Origin of the sequence: Actinomyces sp. ZJ308 (assembly GCF_011752065.1) — a bacterium.
Lineage (GTDB): Bacteria > Actinomycetota > Actinomycetes > Actinomycetales > Actinomycetaceae > Actinomyces.
In genome coordinates this window covers 1-18,484 of sequence record NZ_JAAIJY010000026.1, presented here as the reverse complement: position 1 = coordinate 18,484, position 18,484 = coordinate 1, and the positions used below count along the sequence as shown (strand labels likewise).

The following is an 18,484-nucleotide window of genomic DNA, read 5'->3' as shown; positions in this document are numbered from 1 at the left end:
CCGGCCGCGTGGCGGCCGGGGCTACCGGAGTGTGACTGGCTCGTGTCGAGTCATGTCGATCGGTAGTCGATCAGTACATGCCGCCCATGTCGCCGGCGCCGCCCTCGGCCGGAGCGGCCGGGGGCTCGGGCTTGTCAGCCACGACGGCCTCGGTGGTCAGGAACAGACCGGCGATGGAACCGGCGTTCTGCAGGGCGGAGCGGGTCACCTTGACCGGGTCGGCGATGCCGGCGGCCAGCAGGTTGACGTACTCACCGGTGGCGGCGTTGAGGCCCTCACCGGTGGGCAGGTTGCGCACGCGGTCCACGACGACGCCGCCCTCGAGACCGGCGTTGGCCGCGATCTGCTTGAGCGGGGCCTCCACGGCGACCTTGACGATCGCGGCACCGGTGGCCTCGTCGCCCTCGAGCTTGAGGGAGTCGAGGACCTCGGCGGCCTGGAGCAGGGCGACGCCACCGCCGGCGACGATGCCCTCCTCGACGGCGGCCTTGGCGTTGCGCACGGCGTCCTCGATGCGGTGCTTGCGCTCCTTGAGCTCCACCTCGGTGGCGGCACCGGACTTGAGGACGGCCACGCCGCCGGCCAGCTTGGCCAGGCGCTCGGAGAGCTTCTCGCGGTCGTAGTCGGAGTCGGAGTTCTCGATCTCCAGGCGGATCTGCGAGGTGCGGGCATCGATGGCGTCCTTGTCGCCGGCGCCCTCGACCAGGGTGGTCTCGTCCTTGGTGACGACGACCTTGCGGACCTGGCCCAGGTCCTCCAGGGTGGCGTTCTCCAGCTTGAGGCCGACGGTCTCGGAGATGACCGTGCCGCCGGTGAGGATCGCCATGTCCTGGAGCATCGCCTTGCGGCGGTCGCCGAAGCCGGGGGCCTTGACGGCCACGGACTTGAAGGTGCCGCGGATGCGGTTGACGACGAGGGTGGCCAGGGCCTCGGCCTCGACGTCCTCGGCGATGATGGCCAGCGGCTTGCCGGTCTGCATGACCTTCTCCAGCAGCGGGAGCAGGTCCTTGACGTTGGAGATCTTGGACTCGACCAGCAGGACGTAGGCGTCCTCCAGGACGGCCTCCTGGCGGTCGGGGTCGGTGACGAAGTAGGGGGAGATGAAGCCCTTGTCGAAGCGCATGCCCTCGGTGACCTCGAGCTCGAGGCCGAAGGTGTTGGACTCCTCGACGGTGACGACGCCCTCGTGGCCGACCTTCTCCAGGGCCTCGGCGATGAAGGCGCCGATCTGCTCGTCAGCGGCGGAGATGGAGGCGGTGGCCGCGATCTCCTCCTGGGTCTCGACGTCCTTGGCGTCGGCGAGCAGGCGCTCGACGACGGCCGTGACGGCCTTCTCGATGCCGCGGCGCACGGCGATCGGGTTGGCGCCGGCGGCGACGTTGCGCAGGCCCTCGCGCACCAGGGCCTGGGCCAGGACGGTGGCGGTGGTGGTGCCGTCACCCGCGACGTCGTCGGTCTTCTTGGCGACCTCCTTGACGAGCTCGGCACCGATCTTCTCGTAGGGCTCCTCGAGCTCGATCTCCTTGGCGATGGTCACGCCGTCGTTGGTGATCGTGGGGGCGCCCCACTTCTTGTCGAGCACGACGTTGCGGCCCTTGGGGCCCAGGGTGACCTTGACGGTGTCGGCGAGGGTGTTGAGGCCGCGCTCCATGCCGCGGCGGGCCTCCTCGTCGAAGGCGATGATCTTGGACATTGAGTTTCCTCCACTGCGTGGTAGGGGCGGCCGGCTCGTGCCCGCGACGGACGGATCGGTCCCCGGGCGTTCACGTCACGCCCGACGCCGGCCCTCACGTTCCAGCCTGGATGAACTTGGTGCATTCGTGGATGCATTGTCACTCGAGGACCCCGAGTGCTAACCGCAATGCTGGCACTCTCGGCCCTTGAGTGCAAGGCGCTCAGATCTGATCGGCGTCGAATCCTCCGACGGCGAAGCAGGGAATCGCCGCAGCCCTCCGAGCAGTCCCTCCCCTCAGCCGTGCTGCCCGGCTCACGCGCCTTCGTCGGCGGCCGGCGCCGCAGTGGCCAGCAGGATGAGCGCGCAGGTCCAGGCCAGGGGCGCGGGGCCCGCCGGGGCGCCGTCGGCCAGGACCTTCTCCGGCAGCGCTCCAACGCCGGTGCGGTGCGTCTCGAGCCACGACAGCAGCCGGGCGCCCTCGTCCTCCATCCCCAGCGACAGGGCCGACCAGGCCATGAGCGCGGTCTCCGGTGTCCAGGAGACGCCGTCGTCGCGCCAGCCGGAGCCCGGGGCCAGGCCGCCGGCGGGGCGTCGCATGCGCGCAGCGGCCGTCCGCCTGATCTCACGGGCTCCCGCCAGCGGCTCGGTGAAGGGCGGCAGGACCAGCGCGATGGCGGCGTCGACGTCGTCACGCCGTACGTGGCGCCCCCAGGAGGGGGCGAAGCGCATCTCCATGGCGCTGCGCACCACCGTGGTCCGGTCGGCCAGATCCCGGGGCGGGACGCCGAGGTCGACTCCGGCCCCGGCCAGCGCCGTCGCAGCCTCGAGCCCCAGGAGCACCGGCGCCGCCGTTCCCAGGGTGAGCACGGTCTCGGCGACCTCCCAGTAGTCGGGCGCCGGGGCGGGCAGGTGCGAGGGCGCGTCCGTGATCGTCAGGAGCCGGGAGGCGGCGCGCGCCAGATGCGTTCCCACCGAGCCGTCCAGCTCGGAAGCGGGAGCACCGTCGGCCAGGAGCCGGGCCGCGGCCCACAGGAACCACCCGGCGCCGTCGGACTGGGCCGGGCGGTTGTCCGGTACCTGGCCGCTACTGGTGTACCGGGCCTCGAAGCCGCCGTCGGCCCGCTGCCAGGAGGCCAGGTTCCTCAGGACGCCGAGGGCCTCTCCGGGCAGGCTCACCGCGCTGAGGGCGGCCGCGGCGAAGGCGGCGTCCCGCGGCCAGACGTAGCGCCAGCTGCCGACCGGCGCGGCCACCACCGCGCCCGGAGGGAAGACCTCCGCGTCCTGCGGCCGTCCTTGCTGCTCGGGGGCGGCCCCGAGCTGCTCGGACGTCGCTCCGGCCGTGGGGCCGCTCGTGGGACCCTCACTGACCGCGGAGCTCTGAGTCGACACCGTCTGCGGAGCAACGGGCGGTCCCGCCGCGAGGACCGGCCCGGTCAGGGCCAGCAGGTCGGTCAGGGCGCCGTCGGCCAGCTCCTTCCACCGGCCTGCGGGAAGGCGGGCCGCCTCGCGACGGGCGAGCGCCTGATGCGCCAGGGCGTCGCGCTCCGGCGTCGTCAGCCCCCAGCGCGTGGGGTCCTCGGGCAGGCGGGTTCCCGGCACGTAGGAGACCGGGCCGCCCGGGGGCAGGGGATACAGAGCCCCTCCCCCGCCTACAACGAGGCCGCTGCTCCGCAGGGTCGGGTTACGGCGAGCCAGGCCCTCCAGACGGGGGCCGGCCCAGAGGGCCGCGGCGGCGGTGAGCGGAACCGCTGCGGCAAGAGCCAGGACCCGACGACGTCCGAGACGCGCCAGCGGCCTCATGGGCCTGTACTACCCGCTACGCCTTGTAGTCATCGCGCAGGATGACGACGATCGGGTTGGACTGCGCGTTCTCAGCGCTCTCCACCACGTTGGTGATCCCCAGCTTCTTGCCGACCTCCTCGGCCGCGGCGCGGTTCTCCGGGGAGCTGAAGTAGACCGTCGACTTGGTCGGCTCCGCGTTCTCATAGATCCCGGGGGTGACCTCCACCGCGGTGAAGCCACCGTTGGTGAGCTTGTCGCTGGCGCCCTTGGCCAGACCGCTGGTCTCCGTCCCGTTGGACACGGTGACCCCGGTGTTGAAGTCGACGTTGCCGGAGGCGCTTGCCGACGCGCCGGCGCTGGGACTGGCAGAGGCGTCGGCGGACTTGTCATCTGCGGGCTTGGAGGCCTCAGTGGACTTCCCGCCCGAGGCCTGGTTGTTGGCCTGTCCGCTCTGGGCGGGCTGGGCCGACGAGGCCGCACCCGATGAGCCTGAGCCCGAACCGTTGAGGAACAGCGTCACCGCCCCCCAGGCGAGTGCCGGAACAATGATGATGATGGCCAGCAGCGGCACCCAGCTGCGCCACCGGGGCGCCTGAGCGCGGTGCACGCCCACCGGAACCGGACCGTCATCCTCGCCGACGTCGAACTCGTCCTCGGGGTAGTCATAGTTGCTCACCCTTCACAAGATACCGGTCCGAGCGTCGTTCGTCGGGTATTGCTCGCCACGTCCGGCTCACAGAACCGTGACATCGGGGTCGGCAAGATCCTGCAGGCGCCGTCACTGGGCCGTTAGGCTCTCAGCGTGACAACTGCCAAGCCCCTGTCCGAGCTCATCGACCCCTCCTGGGCGCGTGCCCTGGCGCCCGTGGAGCCCACGATCCATGAGATCGGGGAACGGCTGCGTGAGGAGGTGGCCTCCGGCGTCGGGTACCTTCCGGCGGGAACGGATGTGCTGCGCGCCTTCACCTACCCGATGGACAAGGTGCGTGTCCTCATCGTCGGCCAGGACCCCTACCCCACGCCGGGTCACCCCATGGGACTGAGCTTCTCGGTGGCCCCCGGTGTGCGGCCCCCGCGCAGCCTGGAGAACATCTTCCGCGAGCTGGTCAGCGACCTGGGCGTGCCCCAGCCGACGTCGGGGGACCTCACGCCGTGGTGCGAGCAGGGCGTCATGCTGCTCAACCGGGTTCTCACCGTTCGCCCGGGGGCTCCGGCCTCGCACAAGGGCTGGGGCTGGGAGACGGTGACGCAGCGCGCGATCGAGGCCCTGGTTGAGCGCGACGCCCCGCTGGTGGCGATCCTGTGGGGGCGGCCGGCGCAGTCCCTGACCCCGATGCTGGGTCAGACGCCGATCATCGCCTCACCGCACCCCTCCCCATTGTCCGCCTCGCGCGGGTTCTTCGGCTCGCGCCCCTTCAGCCGTGCCAACACGATCCTCACGGAGATGGGGGCCGCTCCCGTGGACTGGCGCCTGCCCTAGAGTCTTTAGAGTCCCTCGAGTCGTGCAGCAGCCTCCGGGCCGCCGGTGCCTCCACGGCCGGTGTCCTCTTGTTCTCCGCCACCTGATCCTCGGCCTCCCGCCCCTACTCCACGACTCTCAGACTCTACTGGAGGACGGTTAGCGGTACTGCACGACCCCCTAACCGTCGTGCAGTACCGCTAACCGTCCTCCAGTGCCATCCAGACCCCGTGCAGTGCACTCTCCCACTGGCCGATCGCGTGGGCCCGGGCGTCGTCGGTCCCCTCAATCGCCCCGCGGGGTCCCGCACCTCCGAGACAGCCGACGACGAACGGCCTCGTCCCGCGAAACATCCTCATCCTGTTCCCCGGGGAAGCCGGCGCCCCAGCATCGAGGCCTCGCGCAGCCCCGCGTCCAGATGCATCCCTGTCCAGGCCAGCTCCTGGCGAGGACGTAGACCCGAGATCTCCTGAGGCGACAGCTTCGATAAGACCTTCGCGCCAAGTCGGTCCGGTCGCATCATGTCGCCGTAGGACACGCGCAGCACCGTCCATCCCTGAGCCTCAAGCGCATCCTGACGACGCTTCTCCTTCCACAGATCCGCGGAGCTCCGGTACTTCTTCCTGCCGTCGGCCTCCAGGACGAGCCTCTGTCCGGGCCAGCACAGATCTACCCACCAGCACCCCTCGGACGTGTCAATGGGGTACTGCAACTGAGGAATCGATAATCCAAGGACCAGTACCAGCCACCTCACCGCGCTCTCGAGCGCGGACTCGGCAAATGGCGTCGCCAGACTGAGCACCGCCCGAGCCTGCGCCATCCCACGGCGCCTCGGCTCGCGCTCGAGCATGCGCGCCCACTCCCGCCTCACTCGGGTCATCGTCGTCGTGCAGAGCTCGGGCCGCTCCCTATGAGGGTGGCAGTAGCGGCGCAGCACGGAGTCGGCGATGGACAGCGCATTGTGCGCCGGCTCGTCGAAGGCGCAGTCATAGGCGGTGCGCACCGCCGTCGTCGCCGCCACCTGCCCCACCGGTGCGACCTCATCTGGGGCCAGGGTGAGATGTCGTCGCCACAGGGTGATGTCCCGGCAGGGAGAGGAGTCTGCGGAGCTGTCCGGAATCGGCATAGGTGTGCCGTGGTCCGGCACCCAGATGCGGGGCAGAGTGACGTGGACCTGACGTGGGGTACTGGACACCGCCAGGTACACATCGGGCTCCTGGGAGAACATGTCAAGGTCGAGCACCAGGGCAGCGGAGGCGTGCGAGAGGGAGACTGCCGAGAACTGGCTGAGTTGAGCGACTATGGCTCGCGCCAGCGACAGCGTGTGACGGTGCTGCCAGCGCTCAGCATCACGATTCGGCAGCCAGTAGTAACCACGCGCCAGACGGACGTAGGCGAGTGAAGGAAGACAGCCTCCCGGAGACCGGCTCGAGGTGCGTACCAGGCGTGGTCGCAGATCGATATCGGATCCGGGGGACGGTGATCGCGGTGTCATGACTCAAGACTGCGCACCGCGAGGCCGCCAGGCACGTCTCGCAACGAGCTCTGTGGACCAAGGGTGCACGACTGGGAGCTGTGGCTCCGCGTCCTCCTCGGAACTTCGGAACTGGCTCGTAACGACGTCGTACGCCAGCTACGTCGGGCTGCTCTGGCGGCTCGGACGCCACTGGGCCCGGGCCTTCTCTCTCCCGCCCTGCTCCACGACGCTCAGACTCCAATGGAGGACGGTTAGCGGCACTGCACGACGGTTAGGGGTTCGTGCATTACCGCTAACCGTCCTCCAGTACCACCCAGACCCCGTGCAGTGCACTCTCCGACTGGCTGACGGCGCGGCCGCAGATGTCGCCTGCACCCCAAGCCCCTCATATATTCCCCAGATAGCCGACGACGATCAGACACCTCCGCGTGACACTCAACCGGAAGCCGTCTGGTAGACACGGCCCATGTCCGAACGCCACTCAGAGCAGTCCCCTCAGCCCTCTCAGCCCCCGGCTCAGCCCACGCCCGCCGACGGCGCCCCCGCCACGCCGGCCCCGACCCGCCCCAGGGCGCGCCACGCCGCCGGCCCGGCCACGATCGACCTGGACAAGATCGCCCAGTACCTGCCGCGCACCGGCATCGGCACCGATGTCCACGCCTTCGCCGCCCCCGACTCGGGCACCCCCATGCACCTGGCCTGCCTGGAGTGGCCCGGCGAGGTGGGCCTGGCCGGTCACTCCGACGGCGACGTCGTCGCCCACGCCTGCTGCGACGCCCTGTTCTCCGCCGCCGGGCTGGGGGACCTGGGCTCCAACTTCGGCACCGCCGAGCCGCGGTGGAAGGGCGCCTCCGGGGCCGCGCTCCTGGGTGAGGCCGCCCGCCGCGTGCGCGAGGCCGGCTTCGAGATCGGCAATATCGCCGTCCAGCTCGTGGGCGAGCGCCCGCGCGTGGCCGCCCGCACCGCTGAGGCCTCCCGGGCCCTGTCCGACGCGGCGTCGGCCCGGGTCTCCTTCACCGCGACCACCACCGACCACCTGGGATTCCTGGGCCGCACCGAGGGTCTGCTCGCCGTCGCCACCGCCCTGGTCTACCCCGTCCCCGGAGCCGCCCTGCGCGACTGACCCACCGGAGAGGCGCGCGACCGCACCTGACGGGCCGGCGTCTGAGCTCCCGGGGCTCCCGGACCGGCCCCGGCCCCGTACGGCACGGTCCCGGACACGAGGACCCGCGCGCCCCGCGCGAGCCCGCCTCTCAGCACGCCCTGGCACGAGCCTCGGGGAAAGGCCCTGAGACCCGGTGGACAGCACGCGGCCAGGTAGCCTGTGCCCGTGAGCACCACACCCACTGAGCCCACTCGGTCCGCCGAGCCCGCCGAGCCCATCGCGCCCGCGGCGCCCGCCTCGCCCGTGGGCGCGGCCGAGCCGGCCCTGCGCCTGTACGACTCCGCCGCCCGCGCCGTCGTGCCGCTGGCCCCCACGGCCACCCCCGGCCTGGTGACGATCTACCTGTGTGGTGCCACCGTCCAGGGCTCTCCCCACATCGGCCACATGCGCAGCGGCATCGCCTTCGACGTCCTGCGCCGCTGGCTCGAGCGCAGCGGCCAGCAGGTCCGCCTCATCCGCAACGTCACGGACATCGACGACAAGATCCTCAGCAAGTCGGCCGACGCCGAGCCGCCGGTGCCGTGGTGGGCCTGGGCCCAGCGCTTCGAGCGGGAGTTCGACGCCGCCTACCGCGCCCTGGGAGTGGCGGCCCCCACCTACGAGCCGCGCGCCACCGGCCACGTCCCCGAGATGATCGACCTGGTCCAGCGCCTGCTGGACGCCGGCCACGCCTACATCGGCGAGTCCGGCAACGTCTACTACGACGTGCGCTCCCTGCCCGGCTACGGGTCGCTGACCAACCAGCGCCTGGAGGACCTGGCCACCACCGAGGACGAGTCCCAGCTGGACGACGACGTCGAGGCCGACAAGCGCGACCCGCGCGACTTCGCCCTGTGGAAGGCCGCCAAGCCCACCGAGCCGGCCGACGCCGCCTGGGACGCCCCCTGGGGCCGGGGCCGGCCCGGCTGGCACCTGGAGTGCTCGGCCATGTCGCGCCGCTACCTGGGCGAGACCTTCGACATCCACGGCGGCGGCATCGACCTGCGCTTCCCTCACCACGAGAACGAGCAGGCCCAGTCCCACGGCGCCGGCTGGGGCTTCGCCCGCCACTGGGTCCACAACGCCTGGGTGACCATCAAGGGCGAGAAGATGAGCAAGTCGCTGGGCAACTCCCTGGTGGTGGCCGAGCTGCTCAAGCGCTACGACGCCGCCGTGCTGCGCCTGGCCCTGGGCACCGTCCACCACCGCTCCACCGTGGAGTTCTCCGAGGAGACCCTCGCCGACGCCGAGGCCCTGTGGGAGCGCCTGTCCGGCGCGATCCTGCGGGCCTATGAGCTCACCGAGCCCCGCTCCGACGACGGAGCCCCAGGCGCGTCCGGCGGGCCCAGCCCCGTCGACGCCCCCGCCGAGCAGGTGCGCGCCCGGGCCCTGCCCGGTGAGTTCACCGCCGCCATGGACGAGGACCTCAACCTGGCCGGCGCCATGGCGGTCGTCCACGCCACCCTCAAGGCCCTCAACGTCGCTCTCGCCAAGGCCGAGGCCGGGTCGGGCGGCAGCGAGGGGGCCGACGCAGACCTGCGCGAGACGGTGACCGGCCTGGCCCTGGACCTGCGCTCCCAGCTCGACGTCCTGGGCCTGGACCCGCTGGCCGAGCCCTGGCGCACCCACGTCCTCGACGGCGTCGGCTCCTCCCAGGGAGGCGCCGCCATGGAGACCCTCGACCGGCTCATCCAGCACGACCTCGACGAGCGGGCTCGGGCCCGCGCCGCCAAGGACTGGCCGCGCGCCGACGCCCTGCGGGACAAGCTGACCCAGGCCGGCGTCGTCGTCGAGGACTCGCCGTCGGGCGCCCGCTGGCACCTGGCCTGAGCGGCCCAGCACCTCGCCGCCCCGCGGCGACCGTCTCCCCGCACACTCCCCGCACATTCCCCGCCCACGTTGAATCACCTCAGCACCATCACGAACAGGAGGCCCCGGATGCCCGGCAACGAGCAGTACCCCGGCGCCAAGCGCCGCCCCGGCTCGAAGAAGGGCCCCACGAAGGGCTCCGGCGGCCAGCGCCGCAAGGGCCTGGAGGGCAAGGGCCCCACCCCGCGCGCGGAGAACCGCGTCGGCCACCCCAAGGCCCGGGCGAGGGCCCGCGCCGAGGCCAGGGCCTCCCAGCCCACCCGGGCCAAGCAGCTCGAGAAGCTCAAGCGCCGCTTCGACGTGCCCGAGGACCACGAGATCCTGTGCGGGCGCAACGCGGTGGCCGAGGCCGCCTACGCCTCGGTGCCCATCACCCGGGTCTTCATGGCGGTCTCCGCCCAGTCCGACGAGCGCCTGGGCGCCGTCGTGCGCCGCGCCGCCCTGCTGGGCGCCCCGGTGCTGGAGACCACCAAGCTGGACCTGGACGCCCTGACCGACTCCGCCGCTCACCAGGGCGTGGCCATCGAGGTGCCCGCCTACGAGTACACCACCGCCCGTGACCTGCTGGGCCGCGCCCGCTCGCTGGGCCGCACGCCGCTGCTGGTGGCCCTGGACCAGGTGACCGATCCCCACAACCTCGGCGCGGTCCTGCGCAGCGCCGGAGCCTTCGGGGCCGACGGCGTCATCATCCCCGAGCGCCGCTCGGTCGGTGTCAACGCCACCGTCTGGAAGGTCTCCGCCGGCGCCGCCGCCCGGGTGCGCGTGGCCCGCGAGACGAACCTCGTGCGCGCCCTGGAGCAGCTGAAGAAGGAGGGCTGCTTCGTCGTCGGCCTGGACGGCTCGGGCAGCACCGCCATCGAGGACCTCACCCTGGCCGACTCCCCCCTGGTACTCGTCACCGGCGCGGAGGGGACGGGCCTGTCCCGCCTGGTGCGCGAGACCTGCGACGTACTGGCCTCGGTGCCGATCAGCCGCAGCGTGGAGTCCCTCAACGCCGCCGTCGCCACGGGCATCAGCCTCTACGAGGTCGACCGCCTGCGGCGCAGGGCCGCCGGCAGCGCCGGCTGACCCCGGCCCGACCGATCCGGCCGGGCCGTCTGCCCCAATCGCTCCGGCTGACCTGGTCACAAACGCCCGGCATTACCCGAACACTTCCCCATGAAGGCCCCGTTGCTGACACAATGGGCCGCATCCGATCCACAGGAGGTCCCCATGGCCCAGGACGCTTCGCAGCGCTGGAACCGCACCGACGGCGTACTCATCGCGCCGGGCACGACGCCGGAGGCCGTCGCCGACGCCTTCGCCGCGCGCGGGGTGGTCGTGCGTCTGGAGTGGTTCCCGGCCACCACCCACCTGCTCAGCCTCACCCTCATGACCGACGTCGAGGGCCGGGTCGCGGTGACGCCCCCCTCGCGCGGGGGTGTGGTGCCCGGCCCGCGCGTCAGCGAGCTCGTGGAGTCCCTGGCCCGGGAGTTCACGGCCGACGTCGCCGTGGGGCCGGCCACCTTCAACGCCCTGCCCGACGACGTCGAGCTGCCCACGATCTCCAGCCACGGCTCGGCCAGCGCCCGCACCGTGGTGGTCTCCCCGATGAGCGCCTACATGGTGCCCCTGCAGGCCACGCTGCTGGAGCGTCCGCTGGCCGTTGCCTCGACCCCGAGCCTGGACCGCCGCATCGTCATGTACTCCGGTGAGGGCACGGACCTGGGCACCTTCGGCTGGGACGACGAGTCCCTGCCGGCCCTGGTGCTGACCGCCGACGCCGAGGACATGTCCATCCGCGCCATCCCCACCGGGGACCCGGAGGACGACGCCGTCTTCTCCTGGGGCATGACCTCGCGCTACGTCTGGGGCGGGGTCGACGAGCCCGGGCCGGCCCTGAGGTCCCTGGTCGACGAGCTCCTGGCGGACCTGACCGACGCCTCGGGGATCGTTGACGCCATCCCGGGAGCGGACCTGGAGGCCGCGACCGCCGCCATCGTTCAACCCGGCATCGACGGTTTCGCCGCGATGCTCCAGGCCCTGGGGCTGCCCGACTGGGTGCTGGAGGTCCTCACCGGCCGCCTGGCCCCGGTGGAGGTCCCCGGCGTCGTCGTGCACGAGCCGCGCGGACTGTCCAACGCCGTGGGTCGCAGCGTGGGCCTGCTGCTGGCCGACCCCTCCACCCCGGGATCGGCCTTCTGGCAGGGTTACGTGCGCACCGTGACGGACAAGCCGTGGGCCGTGCGGGGCGCCGCGCTCCTGGAGGCGGGCCTGGGCGGCGCGCTCCTGGGGGCCGCTGTGCGCCGTCGCCGCTCGACCGGGAACCTTCCGGGCGGGGTGGCCGCGGTGGGCGCCTTCCTCCTCGTGGACGCCATCACGGAGGTCTCCCTGGCCTCCTGGACGCGTCACCGCGAGCTGCGTCGGCGCGCCGACGAGGAGATGGCCCTGGTCGCCGAGGAGCTCGGCGCCTGAGAGCCCGAGCCAGCCGGCTCGAGCGTATGGAGGGGCCTGTTCACGAGCTCGTCGTCATGACTGCCGCCAGGGCGGCAGACTGGACGCACCGCGTGACCTACGGAGCGACCGAACGCATCGTGAACCAGCTGACCAACGCTATAGGCAACGCCGTCATCAGGATCATCAGCAGCACAACGAGAACGAAGATCAGCGATCCCTTCTCGGAGCGGGACATACCGCGGAGCTTTCCGAAGCTCAGGGCGCCCGGATCGCCTCGGAGAATGGAAGCGCGGTAGAACACCGGGACCATCTGACCGGGCTGCACCGCGAACTGAAGACGCGGCTTAGGGCTCAGGAATGCTGTGAAACAGTCGACGACCACACTCACCGACCCCGGCGGTACCGCGATCCTCACGGACTGGCCCGCGGACAGGCGCAGCTGCCAACTGTTGATCGTGACGGACACGGTGCTCTTCCCTGGCAGCGAGACGGACGGGTCGAAGTACAGGTCGATGAAGGCACTGTTCTCCGGCGTCGCCCCGGTCAGGGCCTGAAAAGCGGGGACATTCGCCGTCATATCGATACCTCTCTCGTCGTCACTCCGTAAGGCTTATTCATTGGAGTGTCCGCTGCATGGTTGCCGTATTCCTCGACCTGCGGTGAGCGCGCCAGTCCTTCGGTGTCCACAGAAATGACATTAGAAGGATCCCGGCTCGCGAGGGGCGGGCAGATCGTTGGAATCACGCCGATCCGCCGGATCGAATCTGTGGGCTGGGGGTCCAATGTCATTCCTGTGGACACCCCGGCGACGTGACGCGGGCTTCCTGGTGATCCGAGGCCGCCGAGCCCTTGTCCCAGTGCCGTATCCATGGCTCTCCGGTTCGAGCCTTCGAGGTGCGGCCTCGACGACCATGTGAACGCAGGGGTCAAGCCCCTGCCTCCGCTACGACATCCATCGCACCGGCCAACAGACACCCCGGTCAGGGCCTGAAAAGCGGGGACATTCGCCGTCACACCGATGCCTCTCTCGTCATCACTCCGCCTGTCTCCAAGTCCTTAACCGGGCCGAACACTCTCTCTCATCAGGTTACGGCGGCCCCAGGCTGCTCACGAACCACGCGAGCAATGCGATAGGGATCATCGTGAGAAGCATCCCGCCAAGAAGGACGATGAACATGGTTTTCATCGTGGCGGCATCCCTGCGCTCAGAAGGCGTGGGGCCCTCGAGCTTCTGGAACGTCAGCACTCCCGGATTACGGTTGAAGCGGGAGGCCCGACGGCGCACTCGCTCCCTGCCTGCCGCTCCCCCGTCTCTATTCCCCCTTGAACTTCATGCCGGCGGTGAAGCCGAAGGGGTTGGCCGCGTAGTCGGCCAGCGTCTGCTCGTCGCGGGCGGCGAACTCGGCGTCGTCCTCGGGCAGGGGCTCCTCGGACTCGTCGTCGACGACGATCGCCTCCATCTCCTGGGTGTCCCCGACCCCGAGGTAGGCCCGCTCGTCACGGTGCTGGGGCAGCACCGTGGCCACATAGTCGTCCACCGCCTCCTGGGTGGTGACGTAGCGGTCCTGCGCCTCGGACATGTACCAGCGGTGCTCCAGGATCTCGTGGAAGATCTCCGCCGGCTCGAGCTTGCGGCGCATCTCCATGGGGACCGCGTGGATGGTGGGCTCGAAGACCTCCGCCAGCCAGGCGTGGGCCACGAGCTCGATGGGGTCGTCACTGCGCCCGGACATGGCCCGGTAGGCCTCCAGGTCGTTGAGCATGCGCTGCCCCTGGCGCTCCTGGACGTCCAGGCCGGTCAGCCGCATCACCTGACGGTGGTAGTGGCCGGCGTCGACGACCTTGGGCTGGATGGTGATGTGCTCGCCCTGGGAATCGGTGTTCATGGTCAGCTCGGCGACGTCGTAGCCCATCTCATTGAGTCGCTGGACCCGGCGGCGCAGGCGCCAGCGCTCATCCATGGAGAAGGACTCCTCGGCGGTGAGGACGTCCCACAGCTCGGTGTAGCGGCTGACGATGCGGTCCCCGACCTCGATGGTGTCCACGCTCGGCTCCAGCAGGGCGCCGGCCTGCAGGTCCATGAGCTCGCCGATGATGTTGGTGCGGGCCACGTCGATGTCGTAGAGGCGCTTGCCCTCGGTGAGCCCCTCGGGGTGGAGCTCACCGGTCTCGGCGTCCACGAGGTAGGCGGCGAAGGCGCCGGCGTCGCGGCGGAAGAGCGTGTTGGACAGGGACACGTCCCCCCAGTAGAAGCCCAGCAGGTGCAGGCGCACCAGCAGCACGGCGAGCGCGTCGATGAGCCGGGTGGCGGTCTCGGGCCGCATGTACTGGCTGAACAGCGCCCGGTAGGGCAGGGAGTAGGACAGGTGCTCGGTGATGAGCACGGAGTTGAGCTCCTCCCCCCTGACGCTGCGCCGGCCGGTGATGACCGCCGTCGGCTGCACGCAGGGCGCCCCCAGCCGCAGCAGGTCGCGCAGGAGCTCGTACTCGCGGTGCGCCACGGACTCGCCGATCTCCTTGACCGCGATGACGCGCTCGGAGAGGTTGACGAAGCGCACGATGTGGCGGGACAGACCACGGGGCAGCGCGGCGAGGACCTCGGTGGGCCACTCCTCCAGGGCCGTCTCCCAAGGGAGGTCAAGCAGCGCCGGGTCAATCGTCGCCGCCGTGATCTTCATGGACTGGGACATGACGTCATTCTTTCAGGCCAGGGCCCCCTTCGCCTTTCGAGGCGTGAGCGGCAGCCCACACCCTTCACGGCGTCGGGGGGCGATCCGTTTCTCACCGAGCGGGGCGGTCTCCAGTCCGGTGTCCGACGGCGCCGCGCGGCCGCCCGCCGGTCGGCACGGCCGGTCCGGTGCCCCGGACCGACCCCGCCCCGGTGAGCGCGACGACGGCGCCGCCCCCGCGAGAGGGAACGGCGCCGTCGTCGTCAGCATCCTCAGGCAGGCAGGCGCTTGCCGGTGGAGGCGGAGAAGATGTGCTCCTGACCGGGACGGATCCGCACGTAGACGGTCTCACCCGGCTCGGGGGCGGTACGCGGGGGCACGCGCACGATGATCTGGCTGGAGTCCTCACCCGAGCCGAGCTTGGCCTCGGACTCCTCGGCACCCACGAGCTCGCCGTAGATGTAGGCGTCGGAGCCCAGCTCCTCGACGAAGGACAGGCGCACCGGGATGGAGTGCTCGTCCTGGGCGGAGACGACGTCGAGCGACTCGGGCCGGAACCCGATGGTCACCTTGCCGCCGTCCTCGGGGGTGATGGCGTCCAGGGTCGCCTTGGACAGCTGGATCTTGGCGGCGCCGACGGTGGCGACGTCCCCCTTGACCGTGAACTGGCCCAGGTTCATGGCCGGCGAGCCGATGAAGCCTGCGACGAACTCGTTGGCGGGGTGGTCGTACATCTCGCGCGGGGTGCCGACCTGCTGGAGCACGCCGTCCTTGAGGACCGCGATGCGGTCGCCCATGGTGAGGGCCTCGGTCTGGTCGTGGGTGACGTAGACCGTGGTGACGCCCAGCGAGCGCTGGAGCGAGGCGATCTGGGTGCGGGTCTGGACGCGGAGCTTGGCGTCCAGGTTGGACAGCGGCTCGTCCATGAGGAAGACCTTGGGCTTGCGCACGATGGCGCGCCCCATGGCCACACGCTGACGCTGACCACCGGAGAGCGCCTTGGGCTTGCGGTCCAGGTACTCGGTCAGGCCCAGGATCTTGGCGGCCTCACGCACGCGCTTGTCGATCTCGGCCTTGGGGGTGCCCGCGATCTTCAGGGCGAAGCCCATGTTGTCGTGGACGGTCATGTGCGGGTAGAGCGCGTAGTTCTGGAAGACCATGGCGATGTCACGGTCCTTGGGCTGAACGTCGGTGACGTCGCGGTCACCAATGAGAATACGACCGGCGTTGACGTCCTCCAGGCCCGCGAGCATGCGCAGGGAGGTGGACTTACCGCAGCCGGAGGGGCCAACGAGCACGAGGAACTCGCCATCGGCGATCTCGAGGTTGAGAGCGTCAACACTGGGGCGGTCATTGCCCGGGTAAATGCGCGTGGCGTTCTCGAAAGTAACAGTTGCCATGGGTGGTGCTTCCCTTCACCGGCAGGTACGTGCCGGACGATCCGTCGTGAAAGGTGCCGATGCGTGTCCGCATTGACACGTACCGCGGTCAGCCATTCGACCGTGGACGGGCTCATCTTGACACACGTTCCCGGCTTTGACCAGCGATTCACAGCGAACTTTCAGCATGATCTTCTGCGGTGATGGCGGCGAAAGGCCCCGCGCCGGCGGGTGGAGCCCTCCCCATCCCGGCCGCCGCCGACGGCCTCCCCGACCGCCGGGAATGCGGCTCCAGCGCTGGCTTTTGTCCCGCGATATGGCCCACAGTCGGGCGAAGAGCCCCACAGGGGCGGGGAGCCCGCGAGCCGATATAGCCCGGTACTGTGGGGGTCATGACGCAGAACTTCGACGCGCAGCCGGGCGAGCCGGTCACCCTGAGCAAGTTGCGCGCCGGCACCCTGGTAGGGGGTTACCGGCTTCTGCGTCGCCTGGGCGCCGGGGGCATGGGCGTGGTGTGGGAGGCCGCCGACGAGGGCGGCCGCCACGTGGCCATGAAGATCCTCCACCCCCAGATCGCCGCGGACCCCACGGCCCGACGTCGCCTGGACCGCGAGGCCAGCGTCCTGGCCCGGGTGAGGGACACGCGCGTGGCCCGGATCCTGGACATCGAGACCGGGGACGGGTCCCAGGGCATCACCTTCGTCATCACCGAGCTCGTCGAGGGCCCCACCCTGCAGCACGAGGTGGAGCACGAGGGCGTCTACGACCTGACCACCGACGCCCGGGACCTGGCCGACCTGGCTCACGGGCTGGTCGACTCGCTGCGCGCGGTCCACTCCGCCGGCGTCATCCACCGCGACCTCAAGCCCTCCAACGTCATGCTCGGCGCGCAGGGCCCGGTTCTCATCGACTTCGGCATCGCCCAGGTGGCCGACGACGTCCGACTCACCCAGACCGGTCAGGTCACGGGCACGCCCGGCTTCATCCCGCCGGAGATGCTCGACGGCGGGGAGCCGACCGCCGAGGTCGACTGGTACGCCTGCGCGGGCGTGCTCCTGTTCACCGTCACCGGGCTGGCGCCCTTCGGCTCGGGGGCGTGGCAGGTGGTCTTCCGCCGCGTCTACGCGGGCACTCCGGAACTGGGCAATCTGGAGCAGGAGAATCCTGCGCTGGCGCGGGCCTTCACGGCGGCGCTCGCCCCGGAGGCGGAGGACCGGCTCAGCCCGGACGGCCTGCTGGAGGTGCTCGACGAGATCGCCGAGGGCGGCACCGGCCAGGAGGCCGTCGACCGTCTCCTGGGGCCGCAGGAGCCGGAAGACGGCTCCGAGGAGTCGGAGACGAGTACCAGCACCTTCGTCCCCGGGTACGGCGCCGGCCCGAGCTACGGCGTCGCACCGGGCTACGGCGTTCAGCAGAGCGCCGGCAGTGCACATTCCGCGTCTCCGGCCGCGTACGGCAGCCCCGTCTCCGCAGGCTCGGCCGCTGAGGGCGGGTACGGCTACGGCGCGCCGTCGGCGTCCTCCACCGCGTCGGTTCAGCCCCCACCGGCCATTCCTCCTCGCTCGTGGTACCGGAACAGCGCCTCAATGCCGATCGGTCAGGCGCAGTCGATGCAGTACGGCGTCGGGAGCCCCGCCCCTGTGACGCCGTCGGGAGCCTATCCGCGGCCCGCGCCATCCGGGCAGGTACCGATGTTCCCCTACTCGGGGTACCAGCCGACCGCCTCCCCGGCCGGCTACGCCCAGTCCGCCCCCCGCCCTGTGGCCGCGCCGGCGACCGGCGCGATGACGGGGCCGATGATGACCGGTGCGCGACCCGCGCAGGTTCGTCGCTTCAGCGCTCCCGCCCGAACAGGAGACTTACCGGAGTGGGCGCAGGAGCCGCGACGCCGCCCGCAGGTGATGATGGCCCTCTGGTTCGCGATGTCCGCAACGGGCATCACAAGGCCGGGTTGGATGGCGATCTTCGCAGCGCTTCTAGCGGTCATTGCCGGCACCGTGGGGAGAGCTCAGGATGCTCGGCGCTGGAACCGGCTCCAGCGCGGCTCCACCTCGCCGGGCGACACCTCTCGCATGTGGGCGGCGACCCCGTGGTACCTCCTGCGCTCGCTGGTGTCTGTCGGCTTCGCCTTTCTCATCGCCCTGGCGATCGGCGCCCTCATCTTATCGGTCTCCTCCTCGTCTGGACTGATAGGGGAGAACTCCTCGACTCTGAGCTCGGTTCCGCTCCTTACCCGTTTCGTTCTCTTCTTCCTGGTGGAGATCGCCACCTGTCTTCTTGTTATGTGGCTGGTGCCGTGGGGCGCGGCGACCCGACGGGGCGGCGCCCATATCGTCAACATGCTCGTCCCCAGTGAGCACAGCAGACGGCGCACGATGACGATCCTGCTCACCATTGGTGTCATCGCGCTTCTGCTGACCTTCGCCGGTCTGATGCCGCCACCCGACTCCTCCCCATTCCTCGGCGGCTAGTGTCGCGTGTCGTTAGTTGTTTTGTGGTTGGTGCTTAGGATGATGGGGGTATGGCGAATAGACCTGCTCCTGGACTGGTTGTGCGTGAGGGTGACCTGGAGGTGCTTGAGTCCTGGCTGCGTG

13 protein-coding genes are annotated in these 18,484 nt (G+C 70.6%); 6 read left to right on the top strand and 7 right to left on the bottom strand.

Features of this window, described 5'->3' with window-relative positions; translation table 11 throughout:
• Positions 1 to 70: 70 nt before the first annotated feature.
• From groL to HCR68_RS10840, 3 genes are all read right to left on the bottom strand, one after another.
• A complete protein-coding gene (gene groL, locus HCR68_RS10850) occupies positions 71 to 1,693 on the bottom strand; it encodes a chaperonin GroEL (RefSeq protein WP_167149377.1) in 1,623 nt (540 codons plus the stop codon).
• A gap of 294 nt (positions 1,694 to 1,987) precedes the next feature.
• A complete protein-coding gene (locus HCR68_RS10845; RefSeq protein ID WP_167149376.1) occupies positions 1,988 to 3,475 on the bottom strand; it encodes a glycoside hydrolase family 15 in 1,488 nt (495 codons plus the stop codon).
• Between the two features lie 16 nt (positions 3,476 to 3,491).
• A complete protein-coding gene (locus HCR68_RS10840; RefSeq protein WP_167149374.1) occupies positions 3,492 to 4,133 on the bottom strand; it encodes a LytR C-terminal domain-containing protein in 642 nt (213 codons plus the stop codon).
• Between the two features lie 126 nt (positions 4,134 to 4,259).
• On the opposite strand from HCR68_RS10840, the gene HCR68_RS10835 reads away from it, so the two are divergent.
• The gene (locus HCR68_RS10835) at positions 4,260 to 4,937 is read left to right on the top strand and encodes a uracil-DNA glycosylase (protein WP_167149371.1); all 678 of its coding nucleotides are present in this window, start codon (positions 4,260 to 4,262) and stop codon (positions 4,935 to 4,937) included.
• Between the two features lie 334 nt (positions 4,938 to 5,271).
• On the opposite strand, the gene HCR68_RS10830 is transcribed toward HCR68_RS10835, so the two are convergent.
• Positions 5,272 to 6,159, bottom strand: a complete 888-nt coding sequence (locus HCR68_RS10830; RefSeq protein WP_167149369.1) for a DUF559 domain-containing protein — start codon at positions 6,157 to 6,159, stop codon at positions 5,272 to 5,274.
• 700 nt (positions 6,160 to 6,859) lie between these two features.
• On the opposite strand from HCR68_RS10830, the gene ispF reads away from it, so the two are divergent.
• The 4 genes from ispF to HCR68_RS10810 all read left to right on the top strand — a co-directional run bounded on the left by ispF (position 6,860) and on the right by HCR68_RS10810 (position 11,860).
• Positions 6,860 to 7,516, top strand: a complete 657-nt coding sequence (gene ispF, locus HCR68_RS10825) for a 2-C-methyl-D-erythritol 2,4-cyclodiphosphate synthase (RefSeq protein ID WP_243859065.1) — start codon at positions 6,860 to 6,862, stop codon at positions 7,514 to 7,516.
• A 207-nt stretch (positions 7,517 to 7,723) separates the two neighbouring features.
• Positions 7,724 to 9,367, top strand: coding sequence for a cysteine--tRNA ligase (gene cysS, locus HCR68_RS10820; RefSeq protein ID WP_167149367.1), 1,644 nt, complete (start codon positions 7,724 to 7,726; stop codon positions 9,365 to 9,367).
• Between the two features lie 108 nt (positions 9,368 to 9,475).
• On the top strand, positions 9,476 to 10,474 hold the full coding sequence (gene rlmB / locus HCR68_RS10815) for a 23S rRNA (guanosine(2251)-2'-O)-methyltransferase RlmB (protein WP_167149365.1): 999 nt from the start codon (positions 9,476 to 9,478) through the stop codon (positions 10,472 to 10,474).
• 144 nt (positions 10,475 to 10,618) lie between these two features.
• On the top strand, positions 10,619 to 11,860 hold the full coding sequence (locus HCR68_RS10810; RefSeq protein ID WP_167149363.1) for a hypothetical protein: 1,242 nt from the start codon (positions 10,619 to 10,621) through the stop codon (positions 11,858 to 11,860).
• A gap of 97 nt (positions 11,861 to 11,957) precedes the next feature.
• Here HCR68_RS10810 and HCR68_RS10805 read toward each other — a convergent pair whose 3' ends face one another.
• From HCR68_RS10805 to ugpC, 3 genes are all read right to left on the bottom strand, one after another.
• Complete coding sequence (locus HCR68_RS10805; protein WP_167149361.1) at positions 11,958 to 12,419, bottom strand: hypothetical protein; 462 nt, start codon at positions 12,417 to 12,419, stop codon at positions 11,958 to 11,960.
• Between the two features lie 736 nt (positions 12,420 to 13,155).
• Positions 13,156 to 14,532 carry a DUF4032 domain-containing protein gene (locus tag HCR68_RS10800; RefSeq protein WP_167149360.1) on the bottom strand — a complete coding sequence of 459 codons (1,377 nt, stop codon included), beginning with the start codon at positions 14,530 to 14,532 and terminating at the stop codon, positions 13,156 to 13,158.
• Between the two features lie 251 nt (positions 14,533 to 14,783).
• Positions 14,784 to 15,911: a sn-glycerol-3-phosphate ABC transporter ATP-binding protein UgpC gene (ugpC, locus tag HCR68_RS10795; RefSeq protein WP_010613314.1), complete on the bottom strand. Its 1,128-nt coding sequence runs from the start codon at positions 15,909 to 15,911 to the stop codon at positions 14,784 to 14,786.
• Between the two features lie 371 nt (positions 15,912 to 16,282).
• Between ugpC and HCR68_RS10790 the strand changes: the two genes are divergently transcribed.
• Positions 16,283 to 18,361 (top strand): serine/threonine-protein kinase, encoded by a 2,079-nt coding sequence (locus tag HCR68_RS10790; protein WP_167149359.1) that lies wholly within the window; start codon positions 16,283 to 16,285, stop codon positions 18,359 to 18,361.
• Positions 18,362 to 18,484: the final 123 nt, after the last annotated feature.

Coding starts and splice junctions, on each gene's coding strand:
- groL (WP_167149377.1), bottom strand. CDS start 1,693: ATGTCCAAGATCATCGCCTTCGACGAGGAGGCCCGCCGCGGCATGGAG.
- HCR68_RS10845 (WP_167149376.1), bottom strand. CDS start 3,475: ATGAGGCCGCTGGCGCGTCTCGGACGTCGTCGGGTCCTGGCTCTTGCC.
- ispF (WP_243859065.1), top strand. CDS start 6,860: ATGTCCGAACGCCACTCAGAGCAGTCCCCTCAGCCCTCTCAGCCCCCG.
- rlmB (WP_167149365.1), top strand. CDS start 9,476: ATGCCCGGCAACGAGCAGTACCCCGGCGCCAAGCGCCGCCCCGGCTCG.
- HCR68_RS10810 (WP_167149363.1), top strand. CDS start 10,619: ATGGCCCAGGACGCTTCGCAGCGCTGGAACCGCACCGACGGCGTACTC.
- HCR68_RS10805 (WP_167149361.1), bottom strand. CDS start 12,419: ATGACGGCGAATGTCCCCGCTTTTCAGGCCCTGACCGGGGCGACGCCG.
- HCR68_RS10800 (WP_167149360.1), bottom strand. CDS start 14,532: ATGTCCCAGTCCATGAAGATCACGGCGGCGACGATTGACCCGGCGCTG.
- ugpC (WP_010613314.1), bottom strand. CDS start 15,911: ATGGCAACTGTTACTTTCGAGAACGCCACGCGCATTTACCCGGGCAAT.
- HCR68_RS10790 (WP_167149359.1), top strand. CDS start 16,283: ATGACGCAGAACTTCGACGCGCAGCCGGGCGAGCCGGTCACCCTGAGC.